Source organism: Bacteroidota bacterium (assembly GCA_034439655.1).
Classification (GTDB): Bacteria; Bacteroidota; Bacteroidia; order UKL13-3; family UKL13-3; genus CANJUD01.
This window is the reverse complement of sequence record JAWXAU010000140.1, coordinates 11,845-32,528: the sequence shown is the minus strand read 5'-3', so window position 1 is coordinate 32,528 and position 20,684 is coordinate 11,845. Positions and strand designations below refer to the sequence as shown.

Sequence of the window (20,684 nt, the reverse complement as noted above, 5' to 3'; positions counted from 1 at the left end):
TTATTTTGCCACCCCGCCGCAGCGGGCTGCTGTAAATAAAAAAGGGCAGCATTCTAAGTTTTAAAATTCGTGTTTCAAACCTTTATATTTATTAGAATCAAATTATGAAAGAGGTCTAGTATTATTATGATAGTTTGCAAAGTCTAAAAAGCTTTGCCCCGTGTGGCACTGCCATAGGAACATATCGGCAACATGCTGAAGCCTGGTACTTGCAAATTTGTGGTTTTGTATCATGGCAATTTCTATGCTGGTGAGGAAGGTAGGTTTCTTGGCCGCAATGGGTGCAAAACACAAGCCCGTTAATGGGTTTTTACTTATACGGCCTAGCCCGCGGGCGTGTGCAAGTGAATTGAAAACAAATTGCAGTATTTTATTTACATTAAGCTGCTGGCAACCCTTGCCTTTTTTTATATGTGCATCCATCAAGTCAGCTTGCTTTAGGTCGAATTGTTCGGCTGCTATGTGGCTATGTGCATTTATTAAATAGCTTGCAATATTATTATAATAGTTTTTATATTTGCGTACCGTGCCGCTTGCCATTTTCTTTTTTTCGCCCATGTCCTGTAGGTGCATAAAATAAGCTTCGCACACGTTTTGCAAGCTTGGGTTTATATCTGTTTTCTTATTATAATAGTCGCAAAGTGTGAACACATCAACTGAGCCGTTTGTATTATATAGTTCCAAATATTTTTTATCTAAATCGTGTTCTATTTGTTTTATTTTACCGTTCACTATCACACAGGTAGCCCGCTGTTTTTTATTGTCCCAGCCTTGCGAATTTATACGCTTGCCAGTGCTATAGTTGCCACTTCGCACCCCATCAATAGTAATACGCCACATTATAGGGGCAAAGCCAATGGAATTTGCTTTTGATTTGTTGAGCCAAAATAGGATTGAAAGTTTTTGTATCATTTTGATTAAAGATTTGTTTTAGGGCTGCAATTGTAATATAAAAAACAAAATAAAATGAGTGGTTGTAAGGTTTTACACGTTTATGTAAAATATCGGTTGCCCCTTTTTATGGGGAGTAACCGATATAGAAACCTCCAAGGGTCTATTTGTAAATAAGGTTGTTAAACAAAAAAGCCGCAAACTATAGTGTTTGCGGCTTCTGTATTGTTATTGACGTGTAAAAGTGGGGGCAACAGGGTTCGAACCTGTGACCCTCTGCTTGTAAGGCAGATGCTCTGAACCAGCTGAGCTATGCCCCCATTTTTAGGACTGCAAAAGTAAGGTTAATATCAATGGATACAAATATATTTTTTATTTTTTTTGAAGGGCATTAAAAAAGCCCGAACAAGGTATGTTCGAGCTTTTTTAATATATTGTAATTTCTTATTTAGTGTTTGAACTAAAAAAGAGGAGTTTTCGGCCACGCACTATTTAACAATCATTCTGCGGCTTGTTGATTGACCGTTAGAAGCAAGTGTATATATATAAATGCCAGGGGCAAGACTTGAACCATTGAACTCGATGGTTTGTTTACCAGCACTATAGTTGTATGTGTTAGTATATACTTGTTGACCTATCAAATTGGTAACGGCAAAATTTACTTTGCCAGCTTGTTTCATATCAAGGTTAATAAAAGTAATTTCTTTAAATGGATTGGGCTGGTTCTGACCGATTGAGAACAAATTGTTTTCCACTTTTGCAATGCCTACATTTCCTTTTTTGATAGAAGCGGTAGGTAATTCCCAATATTTGATATCACAGGTCTGAGAGGGATTATTGGTTCCACTGGTAACGAATGAACCTGGGTCAGTTTTTTCTTGATAAGTAATATGAAGACTATTGTCGGCCAAACGGGTTTGTGCAGGATAGCATTCTTCAATACCTATCGTGTTAGTAATGTTAAGCGGAGTTGACCAAGTTAAACCACCGTCGCGAGAATATACACAATATATATCACGGAAGTTTTCTTCGTCGCCAGTATTCTCATCAAGTTCTACCAACGATACATAGGTAACATATATAATACCGCTATCATCAATAGAAGCTGACGGCTGCGATACTACAGCACTAACTACATTGGTGGAAGAGAAATTGAGCGACTGGCCATAACCACCATAATTCAGATTCCTTGCATTGGCTTGGAAAGTGAGTGCTTGGTCGGCATCAATATCTACAGCTTGACCAATAATGCTTGCAGGATAATAAGTATTCGTATTAGGGTCTATTTTATCCATCCAGTGCACGATTCCATTAATAGTTGGACTTGTTTTGTAATAACGTACGGTATCGGTAAGTGTAATTGAATCGTAGCTTAACGCTAATATTGGATAGAATACATGAGTGATATCATTTTTGTCAACTATCACATGTACTGAACCATTATTACAAATTACATCAGAACCATTGGGAACAGGCAATGCTCTATTGAAAGAATCAATAATTACTTTGGTCCAATTCTGCCCTTCGTCCGACGATTTCCACAAAGCAAGGTCATCCGCTATGCCGCCAATAACATACGAAATGATATTGTCGTTTGCATCAACTGCATATTCATCACCATTTCCCCTAGTATAGCGAACCGAATCATAACCGGGAAGTGTTTCATTTTTTACTGTCCATGTTTTGCTAGTTGCATCATATATAGAATAAACCGTTGGTCCTCTAACCCCTGATTTTACAAAAGTTTTTGGCTGTGTAGCATTTGAATCGGAGAACGTGCCTATCAAAAATATTTTGTTTTTTAAGGTTGCCGAGCGTCCCCATATTGGGCCTGGAGAAACAGTTGCATTGTAGGTATCATCCAATACTACTGAACCTGCGAAAGAACCGTTTCCGATACCACCATTTTTGGAGAACATAAATCCACCGGCCAATCCTGTGGTTGATACATTGTGTGCCAGTACAAATTCTTGTGTAGTTCCGTTTTCGGTAATTACGCCAAGGTTTGGCCATCCCACACGCTGGCTCTCAATTCTGTTTTTGGTAAGGTTCAAATCTGTTTGCAACCAGGTGGTGCCATTATAATGATTGTAACCACTTCCGCGGCTTGGCCAAGGCGAAGCATCGCTGGCTGTGGTCCACACTATAGATATCTTATTACCCGGAAGTTGGATAATACGACGGGCAACTGCTGCATTCGATTGTAAATCGTATTCCGTATGCCCAATAGTGGTAGAACCTGCGGCCGAATTTGCTGAAGATGTTTTGTTGGAAGTTGTCGATTTAGGTGCGGGGTTTGGGAAAACAGCATCTGTTGTGGGGGTCATTTTAATGAATTTGTGAGCTGGCAAAATCTGTGTTTGACCCCATGCTATCATAGGTATAATAGCAAATAGTGTAAATAATTTTTTCATGTTTAGTTAATAGTGGTTTTAGATATGCAAATCAAAGGCATTTATTTCAAAGTTGTACCTGTAAAACAATTTTTGACAAAGAATGGTTGCATCAGGTCATGATTTGGGCCAACATTTCTTTGAACAGTTCCTTATCGGCTGTGCCTGTATCGTTTACGCCTTTTGCCCGTAGATCGAAGTTGAGCAAGACCCCCATCACTTTTTCTATTTTGCCTTTGGGATAATTTCTTCCTGCATTTTTAAAATCGTCCATACCATAATAATTGACGCCGAGTGCTTGGATAGCACTGTTATTACCCTTGTCGGGCAAGTGCTGAAATGTATATAGTTTGGCAAAGTATCCATATAATATACTGATGGTAGGTATGATAGAGTTTTTACTGCTGCTCCCCTCCCCCATATTGTTTACTATTTTCATGGCTTTGGCTAAGTTGCGTTGCCCGATAGCACTTTGCAACTCGAACACATTGAACTCTTTGCTAATACCCACATATTTTTCTATATCATCGGAGGTTATTTCTTTTGCACCGGGTTTATTGATAAGAATTTTGTCGATCTCGTTTTCTATTTTGGTAAGGTCGCTACCCAAATGTGCGGCAAGCAAGTCTGCGGTGCGAGGAGCTATAACCAAATGGCGACCATGCATATAACTGTTAATCCATTTGCTTAAATTATATTCGGCTACAGGCTGCGACTCAAATACTTGAAGTTCCTTCACTACTTTATAAAACTTGGTACGTTTGTCCACCTTATCGCTTTTCCAACACATCACCAGTATAGTACTTTTCAAAGGGTTTTCAAAATAAGGGATGAGGCTGTCGGTATCTTTTAGGTTTTGTGCTTCCTTCACCACTATCACTTGGTAATCGGCCATCATCGGGTAGCGTTTACACATATTTACTATCTGCTTGCAATCGGTATCACGACCATAAACAATAGTTTGGTTAAAGCTGCGTTCGCCCTCAGTAAGTATATGTTCTTCTAAGTATTTACTTATCTTATCTATATAAAACGGCTCGCCCCCCATCAAAAAATACACGGGCACAAACTTGCGTTGCTGCAAATTTTGCATAATGGTTTTAAATTGCCCTTCGGTATCTGGTGTTTTTGCCGCTGCCATATATTTGCCGTGTAATAATGAAACTCAATCTGCCCGAATATCAATTTGAATTGAAATCCGTAACTGGGGGGCAAAAAAAACTGATTTACGACACAATACGAAAAAAATTTATCCCACTCACTCCCGAAGAATGGGTAAGACAACATTGGCTACATTATATGATAGAAGAGCTGAAAGTGCCCGCTGCACTTATAGCTGTGGAGGCAGGACTTAAACTGGGCCGCTTGCAAAAACGTGCCGATGTGGTGGTGTATAATAATAAAGGACTACCCACATTATTGCTTGAGTGCAAAGCCCCCTCAATACCGATAAGCCGCGAAACATTTGAACAAGCAGCCCGCTACCGCACACAGTTGCCCGTTACTTATTTATGTGTGAGCAATGGCCTACAGCATTTTTGTTGTGCATTTAATAATGATGGTGGATATACTTTTTTGGATGGGGTGCCGGGGTATGATAGTTGGTAGCTGAATCTAGCGTAAGCAATCGGGCATTCGCCACGGCGAATGTGATTTGTTCGAATTCCTATTGCGTCTCTGACACTAGTGAAATGGTATATTAGATTTTGCATCGCGTTGCAAACGCTATAAGAGGATGGACGAATTGCAAATTCGACCGATGTGGAGAATTGTCTCTCAAAACTATCCTATATAATATCTGCGTCAGCCCCCAAATCCTGAATCCTGAATCCCATTTTCATATTATATTTGCCCTCCTTAACAATTAACCACTACCTTGACTCCTATTATACAAATATCCGAAATCACCAAGACCTTCACCGTGGGGCAAGAGCAAGTGCATGCACTTAAAGGCGTAAACCTTGTCATCAACAAAGGCGAGTACGTTGCTTTAATGGGGCCATCAGGCTCGGGCAAATCAACCTTAATGAATATGCTGGGCTGCCTCGATACGCCTACAAGCGGGACTTATATACTTAACGGTACCGACGTGAGTAAAATGGATGACAACGAACTTGCCGAAGTACGCAATAAAGACATAGGTTTCGTGTTCCAAACATTTAACCTCATGCCCCGTTTAACAGCACTGGGCAATGTGGCTTTGCCGCTGGTATATGCAGGTAAAAATAAGGAGGATCGTGAACAAAAAGCCACAGAAGTATTGAAACACGTAAAGCTAGAAGACCGCATGAACCACAAACCAAACGAGCTTAGCGGAGGGCAACGCCAGCGTGTGGCAATAGCTAGGGCATTGGTCAACAATCCTGCTATTATACTTGCCGACGAACCCACAGGTAACCTCGATACCAAAACCAGTATGGAGATTATGGCTTTGTTCGAGGAGATACACCAACAAGGAAATACAGTAATACTGATTACCCACGAAGAAGATATAGCAAAATTTGCCTATCGTGTAGTTCGTCTACGAGACGGAGTGGTGGAGAGCGATGAACAGAATCTGCAGCGGTCGCAGATAAACACTTCGATAATCCTTCGACAAACTAAGGATGACAAAGTGTGACAAATGCTTTCAGTCTGAGTTTGTCGAAGACCTATTATACACTATGCTTCGATTATCCTTCGACATCCACCGGCGGCGGACAGGATAACAAAGCATGACAAACTATTATAAATAATTAAATCAAACCTCATTCATTCATTAAATATCCGGTGCCAAAGATTTCAAGCGATTCCATAGCCGACCAACTGAAACTATATAGTCAGTTGATGGACCTGCATGGCAAAGATCCATTCAAAGTAAAAAGCTATGCAGGTGCTTCTTATCGTATTGATAAGCTCGCTACAGATTTATCTGAATTGGATATTTCTGCATTGGAAAAAGTAGAAGGTGTAGGGAAAAGCTTGGCTTCAAAAATTAATGAAATAAATCAAACAGGTTCTTTCAAAGACCTTCAAGACCTACATGCAGCAACGCCTGTAGGTGTGATGGATATGCTCAATATAAAAGGTATTGGCCCTAAAAAAGTAAGACAGATTTGGCAAGAACTGGGCATAGAATCTGTCGGCGAGCTATTATATGCTTGTAATGAAAATAGACTTTCGCAGCACAAAGGATTTGGTGAAAAAACACAGCAAACTATTATAGAAGGAATTAATTTCATTGCGAGCAATACGGGCAAACTTCATTATGTAACTGCCGAGCAAGTTGCGAATGAAATACAAGCATTATTAGAACAAACAAATGCGTTTGAAACTATAACAATATCTGGCCAAGTTCGCCGCAAATGTGATGTAGTGGAATTATTTGAATGGGTTTGTATTGCTAATGAAGAATATCTTTCAGAGTATTTGCAAGAGCTGCCACAACTGGAAGTTGAAGACGAACAAGATGCCTATATACAATTTAATATATTGGGCTCCTACCCTGCTATTATATATAAATGTGCAGATTATAATTACGAACGAATACTATTTGAAACCACTGCCACGCCTGAGCATTTAAACAAAATAGGATATACTTCGCTTGCCGATAAAGAAGTGGACGAGACAACTGTATATAGTAATCTGAATCTGCCTTATATCATTCCAGAAATGCGTGAAGGTGAACTTGAAATTGAGTTAACTAAAAAAGGCGGAAAAATTATAGAGCTAAGCGACTTAAAAGGGATTTTGCACAATCACAGCACTTATAGCGATGGCAAGCATTCGCTTAGGGAAATGGCATTATATTGCAAAGAACTGGGCTATGAATACTTCGGTATATGCGACCATAGCCGAACAGCAGTTTATGCTAAAGGATTAGAGATAGAACGTGTGCAACAACAACATATAGAAATTGATCAATTGAACAAGGAGCTGGCACCGTTTAAAATATTTAAAGGGATAGAAAGTGATATATTGGGCGATGGTTCATTGGATTATAATAATGATGTGTTAGCTACCTTCGATTTTATTGTAGCCTCAGTGCATCAAAATTTAAAAATGAATGAGGAAAAAGCAAATATGCGTTTGCTTAAAGCCATCGAAAATCCTTATACAAATATTTTAGGTCACCCTACCGGAAGGTTACTTTTGTCACGCCCAGGGTATCCAATCGACCATAAATTGATTATAGATGCATGTGCTGCTAATGGTGTCGCAATAGAGCTTAATGCTCACCCCTACAGACTTGACATAGATTGGCGATGGCTTTATTACTGTATGGAGAAGTCTGTTCCAGTTAGTATCAATCCCGATGCCCATAAAAAAGAAGGATTACATGATATGCAGTACGGTGTGAACTCAGCTCGTAAAGGAGGCTTAACAAAAGACTTCACTTTGAACGCACTTGGCAGAGAAGAATTGGAAAAATATTTTAAAGGCAAACATCAAATTTAATATTAATTCACATATATATTTGCAGTATCTATGTGTGCAATCTTCGGGGAGTTTCTTCCCAACTTCAAACTTACGCCAAAAGGAGAATTTATTCAGTTAAATAATCTGGCAGCAAAACGTGGCCCCGACTCCGATGGTTATTGGTGTGACGGGCGAATGTGCAGTCTCGGTTTTAGACGCTTAGCAATTATAGATTTAAGCGAAGCCGGCAATCAGCCGATGCACAGCCATAAGAATGATTGGGTAATGGTATTCAATGGCGAAATATATAATCATTTAGAATTGCGAGCACAGCTTCCTGCGAATAAATACACCTTCAAATCTCACAGTGATACAGAAACTATTTTATGCTGTATTGATGAATATGGATTTGAAAAAGCTATTGAAAAATTGGATGGCATGTTTGGAATTGCTGCTTTTCATACACCTTCAGAAAAACTATATTTGGCCCGAGATTTTGCAGGAATAAAACCTGTGTTTTATGGGTTCAAAAATAACAATGTGGTTTTTGCCAGTCAATACGACCAAGTAGCTTTGCACCCACTTATTAAGGGTGCTTCTTACGATAAAGAAGTATTAAAGACTTATCTTAAATGGCACTATGTTCCTGCACCATTGGGCTTGCACCAAGGTACGCATCAGTTAAGGCCGGGTGAGATTATTATATTTGATAAAGGTGGTATTGTTTCGAAGAAAATATATTGGGAATTTCCTAACCATATAGAATCAACTATTGATAATAAAAAAGAAGCATTGGAGATTATTAATGAATCTTTAAAGCAAGCTGTTAGTGATGAAATGCTGAGCGATGTACCACTCGGGGCCTTCCTTTCAGGTGGTATTGATTCGCCACTTATTGTAAGCTATGCAAGTAAGAAAACTACTGGAACCTTAAAGACTTTTTCTATAGGAAGCGATAGCAAAAAGCATGATGAGAGTGAGGATGCTCGCTATTATGCAGAAAAATTCAAGACTGAGTTTTTGCTGGATATGATGGACTCCGACAAGGCAGCTATATATTTAGAACAGGTGATGCAAGGCATTAAAGAACCTCTTGCAGATTTTTCGGTAATACCTACTTGGCTAGTATGTAACCATGCCCGTAAGCAGGTAACAGTAGCCCTCTCGGGCGATGGCGGAGATGAACTTTTTTATGGTTATGAAAGATTTTGGTCGTTGCTGAAAAACCGCAAATTCAATTTCATTCCCAAAAAATTGCGGTATATGGCTTATGCTACTGATAAAATGTTTACCAACAATAAAAATATCAATAGCAATTTCCTATTCGATACGATGGCAGAAGCTCATGCACATTTGCATAGCCGTTTCCATACAACCGATATTGATAATATATTTCCCGAACTTAAAAACACCAACTTCTCTCCCCTATTCGATGCTTATAACTATGATGACAAAGGGAGTGAAAAAGAATTGCTTTTGCGGATGGCGAAGGCTGAATTTTATGGGATGATGCAAAAGACTTTAGCCAAGGTGGACCGCATGAGCATGGAGAATTCTTTGGAAGTACGTGTTCCATTTTTAAAGAAAAGTTTTATAGAAAAAGCTTTGACTATCGACCCCTATTTGAGCTGCAAAGACCAAAAGAAAAAAGAATTATTGAAAACATTATTGAGAAATAAAACGGGGCATACGCCTCACGATAAGTTTAAACGTGGTTTCTCCGTGCCTTTAGACAAATGGCTGCGTGAGCAATTAAAACAACCCGTGTATGACACTTTGTTGTCGGATAATTTTATTTCCACATTTGATATAGACAAAGAAAAACTACAGAATATATTGAACGTACACAAATCGAAAAAAGCAGATTTGAAATGGCCTATATTTACTTTGTATGCACTGGCTATGAGTCATGCCAAAATAAATTGAGATAATATATTAAATGCCAAAAAAACCTTACAAAATTCTTTTCACCATCCCCAATTTCGATACGGCTGGAAGTGGGAAAGCCATGCTCAATATAGCTTTGCGGCTTGATAAGAATCTATTTGAGCCGCATTTATGTTGTATAAACGATAGCGGAAAATTTTTTGAAACGGTTAAAAATAGTGGTGTCCCTGTGCATGTTTATCCTTATTTATTAAAAGGTAGACCTAGTAGAGTTAAATCAATTTTGCATGCATGGAAAGTTTCGCGTTTCATTAAAAAGCACAAGTTCGATTTGGTGCATTCCTTCAATTATTCCGACGATTATTATGAAGCACTTGCATGTAGATTGGGCGGTGCCAAGTGGATATTTACCAAAAAAAATATGAGCTGGGGCGGTAATGGTTGGCGTTTTCGCACGATGCTGGCCCACGGCATTGCCGTGCAAAATAATGATATGATGCAGGATTTTTTTAAGGGTGGGAATAATAAAACCATGCTTTTACATAGGGGTGTAAATACTGGTGAGTTCAAAAAAATAACATTGCATGAGAATCTTCTGAAAAAGGAATTCAAACTAAATTCAGGTACAAAAATAATTACTACAGTTGCCAATTTAGTTCCCCGCAAAGGAATAGAATATCTGATTGAAGGTTTTCATTCTATTAAAGACAAACATATAAATTCTGTAGTATTTATAATAGGTGACGACAGAAATGAATATGCCGAAAAATTAAAAAGTATAATAGTAGAAAAGGGCCTTTCTGAAAGGGTTTATTTGATTGGCAAACGGATGAACGTAAATGAATTATTGAACTGCTCCGATTATTTCATCCTACCTACTACCAATTTGGGCGAAGGAAGCCCTGTTGCACTTTTGGAGGCTATGGCAGTGGGCTTACCCTGCATTGCTAGCGATGTGTATGGAATAAGAGACCAATTAAAAACTTTGCCCGCTCAAATGTTTCAAGAGTCCGATTCAGTTAGCTTGGCACTAAAGCTTGATTGGTTATTAAATTTGGCGGAAAGTGAGTTAAACAAGATAGTTGCAAAGCAATCGTCATTGGTCAATTCAAGCTATACAATTGATATTGAAGTAAAAAGACACGAAACACTTTATTGTAAAATTCTTGGCTGACATTTGGATAATTAAAAAAAAAAGCGTTAATTGCACTTCCTTTTCATGATTATCCAAAACTAAAATATGTTAAAAACAGTCAAAGTATCAATATTATTTTTTGCGATTGTTAACCTTGCAAAAGCTCAAATCACGATTACGCAAAGTGATATGCCTTCCAATGGCGATCAAATTATATATACTATTGCTCAAGCTCAGAATACTGGATTTTCTGCAACAAAAACTGGGTCGAACCAAACTTGGGATTTTTCTAAGTTGGTACCTACCACTCAAGATGTATATAACTTTAAAAGTTCCTTACAAACGTCGTATCTCCTTTATTTTTTCAATACCATCGGTCTCAAAACACAAGATTCTTTGAATTTGTTTATCGCTACTTTTTATGATATCTATGATTTTTATAAAAAGAACAAAGACAAATGGAGTATTGTGGGCCGTGGGTTTACCTATAGCAAAATACCCTTGCCTGCCAATTTTACCAAAGAAGATATTATATATAAATTCCCTTTGAACTATGGAGATATCGATTCCAATGAATATGCATTTGCATTAAGTGACCCCACAGGTACTTTGCCTATTAGTTTTAAAGAATTTGGAACCCGTGTAAACACTGTTGACGGATGGGGAAGTCTTACCACGCCTTATGGGAATTTTGATTGTGTTCGTGTTAAATCTAAAATCACCTACATCGACTCCATTAAAGTATCCAATTTTTCATTTGGTATTCCTGGTACTCGATATGAATATAAATGGTTGACCAATGGAGAAAAAATACCGATTCTTCAAATTGATGGAACAGAAGTGTTTAATACCTTTGCTATTTCCTCAGTAAAATTTAGGGATAATAAAAGAGACATTAAACCTGTGGCTGATTTCCAGGCTGACAAGACCAATATATTGGCAGGGCAACCCGTTAACATTATAGATAAAAGTACTAATACCCCTACCTCCTATATTTGGGATATTACGCCCAGCAAATTCCACTATATCAATGGCAGTAATGCAGGAAACAAAAACATATCAGTAGTGTTCGATACATTTGGTAACTATAACATCAAACTTATTGTAGCTAACAATGCTGGCACATCAACCCGCACCAAATCGAATTATATAAGTGCATCGAAACTTGCAGGTATCGAAGATGCGGTAGGAACAAATAATTTTTTATTATATCCCAATCCATCAATCGATAAGTTATATGTTCGTTTCAGTCAAATGCTAGAAAAAATTGAAATCGAGTTATATGACCTCACTGGTAGAAAAGTAATGACCCAGAATTTTTCTAATTGCACACAAACAGAAATAGAAGTTAATAACTTAACCCCTGGAATGTATATCGTGCAAATAAAATCAAATAAATTTACTGAAAGTCAACTTATTAAAGTCGAATAACTTTAATATACATTTATTTTATCCAACCTATTCCAGTTTTGTTGTCTATTAAATACAAAGAGGGTTTTACAAGTGTGTAAGTAATTTATATAGGAATTTTTGGGAGATAAGTGAATTTGCCCCACCCTTTTTTCATTTTAAACGTAAACATATAAAAAAACCAATTTAAAAAATGAAGAAAATAATTTACATACTGCTCCTGTTATGGGGGTTTAACAGTAATGCTCAAACTGTAAAATGGGCGAAAGATTTCGGAAGCTCTACAAATGATGCGGGATCTAGCATAGCGGCAGATGCCAATGGCAATACTTATACAATGGGATGGTATACAGGAAATATATCTTTCGGTTCTACATCGCTTACCAACCAAGGAAGTAACGATATCTACCTCACCAAATTAGATTCCACAGGCACTCCACAATGGGCGGTTAACGCAGGAGGTAAGGGAGATGACCGTGGCTACGGAATTACCATCGATGCCAGTGGTAATTTATATGTATGTGGCTTATATAGTAGTACGTGTACATTTGGCACAGGAGCTAATTCTGTTAGCCTAACAAGTGCTGGTGGTACAGATTTATTTGTGGCAATGTATAATAGTTCAGGTACCTTGCAATGGGCAAAGTCTGCAGGCTCAACAAATAATGAAAGGGCAGTGAGAATTGTGCTTGACCAAAGTGATGATATATATATATGTGGTTATTATAATCTAGTTGGTGGTGGCAACCCACCTTCAAATGCCAATGCCACTTTTGGAAATATAACTTTAAATGGTGTTGGCAGAGGTGATTTTTTCGCTGCCAAAATAAACAACAGTGGTAACTGGAAATGGGCAGTAGGTGGTGGTAGTGCTAATTTTCAAGGTGAAAGTGCAAATGATTTGACTTTTGATAAATCAGGTAACCTTTATGTTGTCGGGCAATTTTCCGATTCGGTTAATTTCGGCAATGGTTACAAAGTTTCAAAAGGCGGAGCCGATATTTTCGTCGCTGTTTTGGATCAAAAAGGAAATTTAAACAGCGTTTACACAACAGGGAGCAGGCAGAATGACTTTGCCAATGCCGTTACCATTGGTATTGATGGACGAATATATGTAGGTGGTGCTTTTAACCAAGCTGCTGCTAATGGCGGAAATAACAGTATCGCCTTTGGTTCCTATACACTTACCCCACAAGCACAGGATGCTTTTATAGCTTGTTTTGATAGTAATTTATCAGTACAGTGGGCAACGAACTATGGTGGTTCGCAAGGTGATGCCATTCAAAAAATGAGTGCTTCAAGTGATGGTAATATATATATTGCTGGTAATTTCAACGGTACAGCATCCATAGGTTCAAATACTTTAACCTCTCTAGGTGGTAACGATGTTTTTGTTTGTGCGATTGACACATCATTCAACTTGCAATGGGCCTTGGGAGTAGGAAGTGCCTTTGTCGATGATTGTAGAGATATATTAGCTACAGGTAAGGGAAAACAATATATAACAGGTTCGTTTAATGGAACTGGAACTTCGGGTACTAAGGCTACCTTTGGCAGCCAATCTATTACCGCCGTCGACCAAAGTGATATTTATGTTGCGGAATTTTCTGGTTGCCCGGGCATAAGTTCAAAAGTTACTGCAAGTGGTCCCACAGATTTTTGCTCAGGCGATTCAGTTACCTTGACAGCCGCTAACGGTTCAACTTCTTATCAATGGAATTTAAATGGTTCACCTATTAACAATGATACAAATATATCTATTACAATAAATGCTGCTGGTACTTACGATGTTACTATTTCCAATGCCCAAGGTTGTTCTCAAAGTTCAGTAAAAGTAACTGTGAATGTGGGCACTCCCCCATCGGCAAGTATTTCGGCACCTGCCACACAGTTTTGCACTGGAGACAGTATAGTGCTTACATCAAATGCTGGAAATGGTTATACATATAAATGGTATTTGAATGGTACTGCACAATCAGCAAATTATACAAACTCAACATTGTACTATGCTAAACAGGCTGGTGATTATACTGTTGAAGTAAATAGCTTTGGATGCAAAAAGATGTCATCAAAAGTAACTTTAACAACTATACAATCGCCCACTGTCACTATCAAAGCAACTGGATCAACCACTTTCTGCCTTGGCGATTCTGTGCTTTTAACATCAGATACAAACTCTACTTGGACTTATCAGTGGCAACGTAATACGCAATCACTTAACAATGCAAATACCGATCAGTATTATGCTAAATTAGGTGGTTCGTACCGCATGCTAATTAGCACCCCTGCAGGTTGCACAGTACTTTCAAATAATATCGTGGTTAATGCACCCAATGGTACTCAAGCCCCGTTGCAGGTAGTGTATCCTGCTGGGCAGAATTATTTATGCAAAGGTAACACTGTATTTTTAGGTACCCAGGGAGGAGGGCCAAGCACAACCTACCAATGGTATGATGGAACAATCCCTGTTCCTAATGGCACAACAAGATTTATTGCAATAACAAAAAGCGGCGATTATAAAGTAGAAGTGATGGCAAATGGGTGTTCTAATTTTTCAAAAGATACGGTACTCACTTTTATTAACGAAAATGCTGCTATCACGCCTAGCCCAACTGCAGGTTTTTGCCCCAATGATACGGTGACTCTAAATGCTGTTTCGGCGGATGCTGGTTCTACCTATCAATGGGAAATGAATGGAACCAAAATAAGTGGTGCCACCAATAGTATGCTTGATGTTACTACTTCTGGTTCGTATTTGGTTTATATAATTTTAAATAAATGTATTGACACCACTACTGCTGTTGCAGTTACACCCTATTCTGCACCTGCCACTCCGGGCATCGTAATAAATGTAAATAATTTGGCCTGCACGGTAACCGCAACAAGTTATCAATGGTATTTGAATGGCCAACCTATTGCCAATAGCAATAACCAATTTATATATGGATGGCAAACTGGTTTTTATATGGTTGAAGTCACAGATGCCAATGGTTGCATTGCAAAATCGCAATTGGTAAGCTTTACCAATAATGGAATTGAAACCATTAGTGTTGAAAAAGCACAGGTAATACCCAATCCAAATGTTGGGTCATTCGCTTTGAGCTTAAACTGTCCCAATAGTTCAATCATTCAAATAACTGATATGACTGGAAGAGTTGTTTTAAACCAAACATATAATACTTTAAATGGTTTAACCAATATAGATTTGGGAACACAACCCGAAGGTTTGTATTTGCTCAGCGTAAAATCGGGCAACAAACTTTGGAGAGAGAAAGTACAAGTTATTAGATAATATATTTAGCCATTACAAAATTTTGCAAAGCCGTCCTCCTAAAAAAGGGCGGCTTTTGTTTTTTGTTGAAAATTGGTGGATGCTATTCGGTGCTATCAAGTCGTAATTTGCCTAAACTTTTATGCTTTGTTCGGTGTTATATAATTGCACCCAACTAAAAAATATTTATTACAAGAACTTTATAACTATAATATATGAAATTTTTTATTGACACCGCAAACCTTGACCAGATAGCCGAAGCACAATCATTGGGCATATTGGATGGGGTAACTACTAACCCTAGTCTCATGGCCAAAGAAGGCATAAAAGGCAAGGCCAATGCAATTAAACACTACAAAGCCATCTGCAACTTGGTGGCAGGCGACATTAGTGCTGAAGTGATAGCCACTGAGTTGGCAACAATTATTACCGAAGGTGAAGAACTCGCTGCCATCGATGAGAAGATCGTAGTAAAAGTACCTATGACTTTAGAAGGATTAAAAGCCATCAGGCATTTCAGCAATGTGGGTATTCGGACCAATTGTACTTTGGTATTTAGTGCAGGTCAAGCCATATTAGCAGCCAAAGCAGGAGCAAGTTATATATCACCCTTCATTGGCAGGCTCGATGATATTAGCTATGATGGGATACAATTGATAGCACAATTAGCGGGTATATATGCCGTGCAAGGATTCCAAACAGAAATATTGGCAGCAAGTATTCGCAATCCTGTGCATATAATTCGATGTGCCGAAGTAGGTGCACATGTTATTACTGCTCCTTTAGAGCCCATCTTACAATTATTGAAGCACCCGCTTACCGATATCGGACTGCAAAAGTTTTTGGCCGACCATCATAAGGTTAATGACTAATAAACTTATATTATTGAACTTGACAAGTTGCAACATTATAATATTTATTGGCAACTAAATTATATTTATTACTAAATTATGGAACACATAGAATGTTTGATTATAGGTAGCGGCCCTGCCGGCTATACCGCTGCAATATATGCCGCTAGGGCAGATATGAAACCTGTTGTATATGAAGGTATGCAGCCTGGTGGCCAACTTACCATTACCACCGATGTAGAAAATTATCCTGGTTACCCCAATGGAATTATGGGGCCTGAAATGATGGAACTATTTAAAGCACAAGCCGTGCGATTGGGAACTGATGTTCGATTTGGGCTTGTAACTGCAGTTGATTTTTCATCAGGAAAACCACCTTATATAATAACGGTGGACGATACTACACAAATGTCTGCCGCCACGGTTATTATAAGTACCGGTGCAAGTGCTCGTTGGTTAGGAATTCCTAGCGAAACAAGGCTCAATGGCTCGGGTGTATCGGCATGTGCAGTGTGCGACGGATTTTTTTTCAAAGGCCAGCCTGTAGCTATTGTGGGAGGTGGAGATACCGCTTGCGAAGAAGCAAGTTATCTATCAAAAATTTGTAGTAAAGTATATATGTTAGTGCGTGGAGATAATTTCCGTGCATCAAAAGCTATGCAACATAGAGTTATGAATACACCCAATATCGAAGTATTATTTAATACCGATACTGATGAAGTATTGGGCGATAAAGCTGTAACAGGTTTGCGAATTAAAAACAATAAAACAAGTGAAACTCGTGAGGTGGAAATCGGTGGCTTTTTTGTAGCCATCGGACATACACCCAATACCGATATTTTTAAACCTTGGATAGAAATGGATGAAACGGGATATATTATAACAAAAACCGATAGCACACATACCAATGTAGAAGGCGTTTTTGCTTGCGGCGATGCTCAAGACAAAATTTACAGACAAGCGGTAACTGCTGCTGGCACTGGCTGCATGGCTGCATTGGACGCGGAGCGTTATTTGAGTGCGAAGATGCACCAAGCATAATATTATATTGTAATAAACCTAGGAAAAAGTATTACATTTGCTATACTAATATATCAATAAATACTACCATGGCAACTTATAATGAAAAATCAGCAAAACCATTCCTTGATAAACTAAAAGATTGGAAGTACAACAAAAAAGGCATTGAAAAGAAATTCACTTTCAAAAACTTTAGCGAGGCATTGGCTTTTATGGTGCGGGTTGGCCTAGCGGCCGAGAAAAAAGACCATCATCCTGAATGGTCAAATGTATATAATAAAGTTGATATCAGATTAAGCACACATAGTGCAGGTGGCCTTACTGACAAGGATTTTGAATTGGCAGCCGAGATTGAGAAAGTATTATAATATCATACTTTTATCAAAGTTTGATAAATCGCTTTCAAAAGTTTTGTATTCACGCTAGTTTTTTCGGCATATTCAGGCCATTTTTGAACGACATCATATATTTGATTGATGATAGTGTTCGCCTTTTTTATATTCATTTGTTTGGCTACTGATAATAAATCATCACGATTGATATCTGTTCTTTTTCCATTCATACTCAAAGCATGCTGACTTACCCAAGCACTACCCGGTCTGTAAGCATGGCAAATATCATAAGCAGGAGAAAGTTTCCAAACGCCATCTTTGTCCATCATGAATGCAAAGTTTTTGGTATGATCATCACAATTGCGGGCAAGCACATTAAACACCATTCGCCTATATAATTGTTCCGCTTGCAGGTATGGCAAATGAAGAACTCTCATGGTTTCAAAAATTTGTTCATAGGAATAACTATATATATCTTGAAAATCATAATGGGTCAAGGCACAAAAACTTTGCAAATGTATTTTTTTATTTTCCGCAGTTCGGTCAAACCGTTTCGTTATGAAATGTGCACGGTTATTCTCTTCAATAATCCTGCATTCAGTCATCTCAATTCCGCAATCGACTGCCATTAAATGATATGCCATCTCTACTTTACCATAACCTGATGCCGTTCCCAACTGGGCATCTGCTACCCCATCGAATTTAATAAGCCAATGGCTAAACCCCTCAGGTGCATCAGCCTGTCCCGATCTTACCTCGTTTGTTAATGGATTATATGCGATTACAGCTTTTGCCCTTGCCCCGCCTGCTGACGTGCCTATTTTCAATATATCAAGCAATGCTTTTTCTTCATCTTTTTCTAAGTTCGCTCCAAATTGTTCTTTGCTTGAAAGTATTTGCTGTGCTGTATTTATAAGACTATCTAATTCTATTTTGGAAGCTGTATTATTACCTTTGGGCACTGTTGGTTCAAATTCTAAAGCACCCATTCCCCGCTTACCTACAAAACATAGAATTTCCACAGGATTCATACTATCGCTGGGGCGGCCTCGCTGTGCCAACCATGCATTAATTAAAGTATTACCATATTTATCGGGCATTACATCTGCTATCAATCCGGGTATGCCTTTAAAAGTATTACTGTCGCGTAATTCATTAAATGAATATATTTTATTTTCTGCTTGCGTATGGGGCATTTTCAAGGGTGATAAATCCCATTGGTTTTTTAAAAAGTCAGGATCATATTCAAATGAAGCAATATTTGTATCGCTATTCCAAGCAATAGCCCCCACTTGTTTGCCCCATATATTTATAGTAGCTGTATTAATCATTACCAAGTGCTTTTGGTTTGTTTGCCAATAGTCTTTTTAGTGCGAGTACGTTGTCGTTTGTTCTTTTCCAATTTGGCTAACTGCAAAGGACTTTCGATACTTTGTAGTTCAAAAATTTCCATAATATCTAACTTATGCAAAACTCTAATTATTTGAATGAATGTGATGATAGTTCCCCCACCCTTTTCTATCTGACTTAAAGTTGAACGATTTATACCAGCAGCTTTGGCTACCTCAGTCTGTGTTTTGCGTTGCTGTAAGCGTGTTTCTTGAATATATTTCCCTATCATTTCCATAATAGCTATATCGCTTAATGCATACCAGTTGGGAGCTTTTTTTTCCATGGTTTATTTCTTTCATACAAAGGTAAACCATTAATTTGTCTAAAACCAATAAATGTTGTAAAAAGCCATCATTAAGTATTAAATATGGACTTAATGTTGGAAAAAAGCAGCAATTTGTGTTTGTAGGATTTATAATTATTTCAAGCAAGCATCCCTCAACATTTTCATATAAGCACTCCCCTTTTCTCGGGCAAAATTGATATTCCGTTCAGGAATGCTATCAGGATTGGGATAATTCGCAAGAGCCTGCTCTATTGATTCTTCTCGCAGTACATGCAGCATTGGGTAAGGCGAACGGTTGGTATAATTTGCCGCATCATCAAATACAGAATCTGCAAAACAATAGTCAGGATGGAAACTTGCTACTTGATACACACCTTCATAATCTTGCTCCACAATTAATTCTTCGGCCAATGAAACCAGTTCCAAATAAGCATCGAACTGAGCAAAAGCATTTGGGAAAATAATTAACGTAGTTTCTATATGTTCATCTGCAACTAGTTTGCTACACTCATTTAAAAACGACGCTACACAAATAGCAATATCAGCACTATTTTCTATATAATATCTTATAGTATTTTGTTTTACTTCCTTAGCCGCAAAGGGGCAAAAATTCATCCCGATTACTACATCGGTTATCCATTTTTTGGTTTGTGCTATTACAACTTCTTCTTCAAGCATTGTAGTATATATAGTTTTTATATTGGTTCTTTTTTGTTGTTTAAATGTCTCTTCTGGTTGGTGGCGAAACACCAACAATGAGGGGATTTCTAAGCAGTCAAAATTAAGGCTGGAATTTAATATATCATTCTTTGATGGATTTGACTTTTGAAATATTTTAAAATAAAAATGGATTTTCAAAATTCTATACATTTAGTTTGTGATATCATAAATAGAGCATTTACTTGATTGTCTTACCATATATAAATGCAAATACCTATGAAAATAGCAGTACTAAAGAAAAAACTAACAGGATTTGTGATCTTCCCACCTTTGTAAATTAAAACACGAAATAGTATGAAAAAGTATTTTCTATATATAGTTTTCTTAGGTTCTTTAAAAATATGCACTGTAGAAATTCCTTCCGATTCATTGAAAAAAAAAAGAGTTTAAGGCAAACTCAGTATATGGCTCGATTGGCTATTTTGAGTTGAACATATCCGCAACATTGTATTATGAAAGACTTTTCAAAACAAAAATTCCAACCTTCGTTCGCAGCGGTTTAGGATAAACATCTGGGTGGGATGGCGATTATATGTACTTTATTCCACAAATTGGATTTTTTACACGCAGGGAGAACTTACATTTTGAAGTAGCAATCGGCACCTATTATGATAAATATAACAAAGGTTTTGAGCCTTCTCTGTCGCTCGCATTTAGAAAGCAAAATCCCGGTGGAAAGAAAGTTTTTAGAATGGGGA

Annotated in this window: 16 protein-coding genes and 1 tRNA gene; 10 read left to right on the top strand and 7 right to left on the bottom strand. The window is 38.0% G+C overall.

Going from position 1 to position 20,684, the window contains the following annotated elements; genetic code table 11:
• Positions 1–102: 102 nt before the first annotated feature.
• From SGJ10_10040 to holA, 4 genes are all read right to left on the bottom strand, one after another.
• Positions 103–912 carry a hypothetical protein gene (locus tag SGJ10_10040; GenBank protein MDZ4758458.1) on the bottom strand — a complete coding sequence of 270 codons (810 nt, stop codon included), beginning with the start codon at positions 910–912 and terminating at the stop codon, positions 103–105.
• Between the two features lie 224 nt (positions 913–1,136).
• Positions 1,137–1,211 (bottom strand) — tRNA-Val (locus SGJ10_10035).
• A 168-nt stretch (positions 1,212–1,379) separates the two neighbouring features.
• On the bottom strand, positions 1,380–3,305 hold the full coding sequence (locus SGJ10_10030) for a T9SS type A sorting domain-containing protein (GenBank protein ID MDZ4758457.1): 1,926 nt from the start codon (positions 3,303–3,305) through the stop codon (positions 1,380–1,382).
• A 91-nt stretch (positions 3,306–3,396) separates the two neighbouring features.
• Positions 3,397–4,425, bottom strand: coding sequence for a DNA polymerase III subunit delta (gene holA / locus SGJ10_10025; protein ID MDZ4758456.1), 1,029 nt, complete (start codon positions 4,423–4,425; stop codon positions 3,397–3,399).
• A gap of 17 nt (positions 4,426–4,442) precedes the next feature.
• Here holA and SGJ10_10020 point away from each other — a divergent pair, with 17 nt between their 5' ends.
• From SGJ10_10020 to SGJ10_09975, 10 genes are all read left to right on the top strand, one after another.
• Complete coding sequence (locus tag SGJ10_10020) at positions 4,443–4,892, top strand: type I restriction enzyme HsdR N-terminal domain-containing protein (GenBank protein ID MDZ4758455.1); 450 nt, start codon at positions 4,443–4,445, stop codon at positions 4,890–4,892.
• Between the two features lie 268 nt (positions 4,893–5,160).
• Positions 5,161–5,904, top strand: coding sequence for an ABC transporter ATP-binding protein (locus SGJ10_10015; protein ID MDZ4758454.1), 744 nt, complete (start codon positions 5,161–5,163; stop codon positions 5,902–5,904).
• A 149-nt stretch (positions 5,905–6,053) separates the two neighbouring features.
• Complete coding sequence (locus tag SGJ10_10010; protein MDZ4758453.1) at positions 6,054–7,721, top strand: helix-hairpin-helix domain-containing protein; 1,668 nt, start codon at positions 6,054–6,056, stop codon at positions 7,719–7,721.
• Positions 7,722–7,751: 30 nt separating this feature from the next.
• On the top strand, positions 7,752–9,608 hold the full coding sequence (asnB, locus tag SGJ10_10005) for an asparagine synthase (glutamine-hydrolyzing) (protein MDZ4758452.1): 1,857 nt from the start codon (positions 7,752–7,754) through the stop codon (positions 9,606–9,608).
• 13 nt (positions 9,609–9,621) lie between these two features.
• The gene (locus SGJ10_10000; GenBank protein ID MDZ4758451.1) at positions 9,622–10,743 is read left to right on the top strand and encodes a glycosyltransferase; all 1,122 of its coding nucleotides are present in this window, start codon (positions 9,622–9,624) and stop codon (positions 10,741–10,743) included.
• A 66-nt stretch (positions 10,744–10,809) separates the two neighbouring features.
• Positions 10,810–12,135 (top strand): T9SS type A sorting domain-containing protein, encoded by a 1,326-nt coding sequence (locus SGJ10_09995; GenBank protein MDZ4758450.1) that lies wholly within the window; start codon positions 10,810–10,812, stop codon positions 12,133–12,135.
• Between the two features lie 172 nt (positions 12,136–12,307).
• Entirely contained in the window at positions 12,308–15,406 is a 3,099-nt protein-coding gene (locus SGJ10_09990) for a T9SS type A sorting domain-containing protein (GenBank protein ID MDZ4758449.1), read from the top strand.
• A gap of 194 nt (positions 15,407–15,600) precedes the next feature.
• Positions 15,601–16,257 (top strand): fructose-6-phosphate aldolase, encoded by a 657-nt coding sequence (fsa, locus tag SGJ10_09985; GenBank protein MDZ4758448.1) that lies wholly within the window; start codon positions 15,601–15,603, stop codon positions 16,255–16,257.
• 78 nt (positions 16,258–16,335) lie between these two features.
• Positions 16,336–17,277, top strand: coding sequence for a thioredoxin-disulfide reductase (trxB, locus tag SGJ10_09980; protein ID MDZ4758447.1), 942 nt, complete (start codon positions 16,336–16,338; stop codon positions 17,275–17,277).
• Between the two features lie 68 nt (positions 17,278–17,345).
• Positions 17,346–17,624, top strand: a complete 279-nt coding sequence (locus SGJ10_09975; protein ID MDZ4758446.1) for a 4a-hydroxytetrahydrobiopterin dehydratase — start codon at positions 17,346–17,348, stop codon at positions 17,622–17,624.
• A gap of 2 nt (positions 17,625–17,626) precedes the next feature.
• Here SGJ10_09975 and SGJ10_09970 read toward each other — a convergent pair whose 3' ends face one another.
• The 3 genes from SGJ10_09970 to SGJ10_09960 form a co-directional block, all read right to left on the bottom strand.
• Complete coding sequence (locus SGJ10_09970; protein MDZ4758445.1) at positions 17,627–18,919, bottom strand: type II toxin-antitoxin system HipA family toxin; 1,293 nt, start codon at positions 18,917–18,919, stop codon at positions 17,627–17,629.
• A complete protein-coding gene (locus SGJ10_09965; GenBank protein MDZ4758444.1) occupies positions 18,919–19,263 on the bottom strand; it encodes a helix-turn-helix transcriptional regulator in 345 nt (114 codons plus the stop codon). Before SGJ10_09965 ends, SGJ10_09970 begins: the two co-directional genes overlap by 1 nt.
• Before the next feature lie 135 nt (positions 19,264–19,398).
• Positions 19,399–20,124 (bottom strand): DUF1415 domain-containing protein, encoded by a 726-nt coding sequence (locus SGJ10_09960; GenBank protein ID MDZ4758443.1) that lies wholly within the window; start codon positions 20,122–20,124, stop codon positions 19,399–19,401.
• Positions 20,125–20,684: the final 560 nt, after the last annotated feature.

What these genes read in the sequence shown, in the direction of transcription:
- SGJ10_10040 (MDZ4758458.1), bottom strand. Translation starts at nt 912, where the DNA reads ATGATACAAAAACTTTCAATCCTATTTTGGCTCAACAAATCAAAAGCA.
- holA (MDZ4758456.1), bottom strand. Translation starts at nt 4,425, where the DNA reads ATGGCAGCGGCAAAAACACCAGATACCGAAGGGCAATTTAAAACCATT.
- trxB (MDZ4758447.1), top strand. Translation starts at nt 16,336, where the DNA reads ATGGAACACATAGAATGTTTGATTATAGGTAGCGGCCCTGCCGGCTAT.
- SGJ10_09975 (MDZ4758446.1), top strand. Translation starts at nt 17,346, where the DNA reads ATGGCAACTTATAATGAAAAATCAGCAAAACCATTCCTTGATAAACTA.
- SGJ10_09995 (MDZ4758450.1), top strand. Translation starts at nt 10,810, where the DNA reads ATGTTAAAAACAGTCAAAGTATCAATATTATTTTTTGCGATTGTTAAC.
- SGJ10_10020 (MDZ4758455.1), top strand. Translation starts at nt 4,443, where the DNA reads ATGAAACTCAATCTGCCCGAATATCAATTTGAATTGAAATCCGTAACT.
- SGJ10_09965 (MDZ4758444.1), bottom strand. Translation starts at nt 19,263, where the DNA reads ATGGAAAAAAAAGCTCCCAACTGGTATGCATTAAGCGATATAGCTATT.
- fsa (MDZ4758448.1), top strand. Translation starts at nt 15,601, where the DNA reads ATGAAATTTTTTATTGACACCGCAAACCTTGACCAGATAGCCGAAGCA.
- SGJ10_09990 (MDZ4758449.1), top strand. Translation starts at nt 12,308, where the DNA reads ATGAAGAAAATAATTTACATACTGCTCCTGTTATGGGGGTTTAACAGT.
- asnB (MDZ4758452.1), top strand. Translation starts at nt 7,752, where the DNA reads ATGTGTGCAATCTTCGGGGAGTTTCTTCCCAACTTCAAACTTACGCCA.
- SGJ10_10030 (MDZ4758457.1), bottom strand. Translation starts at nt 3,305, where the DNA reads ATGAAAAAATTATTTACACTATTTGCTATTATACCTATGATAGCATGG.
- SGJ10_09970 (MDZ4758445.1), bottom strand. Translation starts at nt 18,919, where the DNA reads ATGATTAATACAGCTACTATAAATATATGGGGCAAACAAGTGGGGGCT.
- SGJ10_10000 (MDZ4758451.1), top strand. Translation starts at nt 9,622, where the DNA reads ATGCCAAAAAAACCTTACAAAATTCTTTTCACCATCCCCAATTTCGAT.